The 2,705-nt window shown below is 69.6% G+C and carries 1 protein-coding gene; it reads right to left on the bottom strand.

The genetic code is table 11. The features are described from left to right. The coding region (locus tag ACFYZZ_RS45350) for an amino acid adenylation domain-containing protein (protein WP_389189966.1) at window positions 1–2,705 on the bottom strand (2,705 nt) is incomplete at both ends.

Genomic DNA, 2,705 nt, shown 5'->3' with positions numbered 1-2,705 from the left:
CCCCTCCGGCAGATACACAGCACGCGCATCGCCATCGAAGTCAGCCGCCATGGCCTCCAGAACAGACCGGTACATACCGGCAATCCGCCGGCCGTGCTTGCGGCTGAGAGTGCGGGTGTTGGCGCTCAGGCTGATGCGGGAGCCGGTGGCGTCCGCCGACAGTCCGAACTCCTTAGGAGCATCGTTGAACGCCATCCCGGTGTCCACGATCCCGTCGTCGACCTGGTGGAAGTCGACGAAGTTGAAGAGGACGTCGACGAGGCGGCCGCCACCGGCCTCGCGCTGGATCTCCGGCATCGGGAAGCGGCGGTAACCCCACAGCTCCACCTCCCGGGTGAAGACCTGCCGCACCAGCTCACGCCAGGTGCGCGCGGTGCGGTCCGCGACGAACGGCAGGGTGTTGACCTGCATGCCGATCAGGCGGTCGGCGCCTTCGGCCTCGGGACGGGCATGGCAGACGAGGCCGGTGTGGAACGCCGGCTCGTCGGTGAGCATGCTCATCACCTTCAGATGAGCCGCGAGCAGCACGCTCTTGAGCGGTACGTCCACGGACGCGGCTGCCTTCCGCAGGTCCTCGGTGAGGTCGCCGTACTCGACCTGGATGCCGTAGGACTCGGCGGTCTTTGCGCTGTCGCCCCACTCCACGGGGATGGTGAAGGCGGCGTAGCCGTCGATGGCCTCCCGCCAGTAGGCGCGGTCCTCCTCGGAGTCGAGGGATTCCAGCTCACCGGCGATGAAGTCGGCGTATCGGACAGCGGGAAGCTCGTATGACTCGGGCTCCAGACCGTCGCGCAGCCGCGTGTAGCAGTCGAGGAGCTCCATCAGCAGGGACTCGTGGCTCCAGCCGTCGAGGATCACGTGAGGGCTGGTGAAGGACAGCCACCAGCCGTCGCCCGCTGTGGTGTGCACGAAGAGGCGGATCAGCGGTGCCACGCCCAGGTCGAGGTGGTTGGACCGCTCGGCCAGGACGAACTCGCGCAGGGCGTTCTCGGTCTCCTGCCTGTCGGCCTCGCCCAGGTCGCGTACGCCCAGGACGACGTCCGCCGTGGCATGGACGAGTTGCAGGGGGCGCGAGTACTCGTTGACGTGCACCGAGGTGCGCAGCGTCTCGTGCCGCTCCGCGACGACGCGCCAGGCCTGCCGCAGCGCGTCCGCCACGAACGGCTTCTCGTCGCGGATGCGGACGGTGGAGATGGTGTGGTAGGCGTTCCCCTCCTCCCCCACGAGCATCTCGGCGACCATGCCGGTCTGCACCTGAGAGAGCGGGTAGGCGTCCACAACGTCGTCGGCGAGCCGTTCCCGGTCCTGCTCCGTGATCAGCGCGAACGGCTCGATTCCCGTCGTGCCCCGCACTGTCTCCCGACGGTCCGGGAAGGCCGCGCACAGCGCTGCGACGGTGCGGCCCTCGAAGACTTGCTGAATGCTCGTCTCGAACCCGGCGGCTCGCAGCGCGCCGACGAGGGCGACCGCGCGGATGGAGTCGCCGCCGAGCTCGAAGAACGAGTCCTCGACGCCGACCTGGTCCACGCCGAGCACCCGGGACCAGACGGCGGCCACGCTTTCCTCGACCGGCGTGCGCGGTGCGACGTAGGCGCCACGGGCGAAGGCGTCCTGCTCAGGGGCGGGGAGAGCCCGACGGTCGGTCTTTCCGTTCGGCGTGACCGGGATCCGTTCCAGCTTCACGAAGGCCGCGGGCACCATGTGCTCGGGAAGTGAGCGGCCCAGCTCGGCACGGAGCGTGGCCGGGTCGGCCTCCGACCGGGCCTCCGCCTCGGCCGTCGGAACGTAGTAGGCCACGAGGCGCTTGTCGCCGGGCACGTCCTCGCGGACGAGCACCGCCGCGTCGCGGACGACGGCCAGTCCGGTCAGCGCCGCCTCGACCTCGCCCGGCTCGATCCGTACACCGCGGATCTTCACCTGGTCGTCGGTGCGGCCCAAGTACTCCAGCGTGCCGTCAGCCAGCCAACGGGCCCGGTCGCCGGTGCGGTACATCCGCCCACCCGGCTCCCCGTACGGGTCCGGCAGGAAGCGCTCCGCCGTCAGGGCGGCGCGCCGTACGTACCCACGGGCCACGGCGACACCGGCGATGAACAGCTCACCGGGGACTCCGACGAGCTGTGGTCGCAGTTCCGCGTCGAGGACGTACAGTCCGACGTTCTGGATCGCCGTGCCGATCGGGATGCGGTCAAGGCCCTTGGGCAGGCTGTCCTTGATGGGGTGGACGGTGCAGTCGATCGACGCCTCGCTGGGCCCGTACTGGTTGTAGATCTCGATCCCGGGCAGTTCCTCCAGCAGGCGCTTCGCGAGCGGTACCGGCATCTCCTCTCCGCCACAGGCGATCGTGCGCAGCGTGGTGCAGCCGGCCAGGCCGCCCTCCTCCAGCACCAGCGCCAGCATGGAGGGCACGAAGTCGACCACCGTGACGCCGTGCTCGACGATCATCCGGCCGAGGTACAGCGGATCGCGGTGGCCGCCCCGTGTGGCGACAACGAGCCGAGCGCCGGTCATCAGCGTGCCGAAGATCTCCCACGCGAACACGTCGAAGCCGGCCGTGGTCTTCTGCAGGACCACGTCGTCCGAGGTCAGGCGGATGTAGCGCTGGCTGTCCGAGAGCCGGTTGACCACGCCTCGGTGGGTGTTCACCACGCCCTTGGGACGGCCTGTCGAGCCCGACGTGAACACCAGGTACGCCCCGGAGTCCGGCA

The sequence above is a fragment of the Streptomyces sp. NPDC001816 genome, assembly GCF_042892235.1.
In the GTDB taxonomy this organism is placed as follows: domain Bacteria; phylum Actinomycetota; class Actinomycetes; order Streptomycetales; family Streptomycetaceae; genus Streptomyces.
This window is presented reverse-complemented; position numbering and strand designations above follow the sequence as displayed.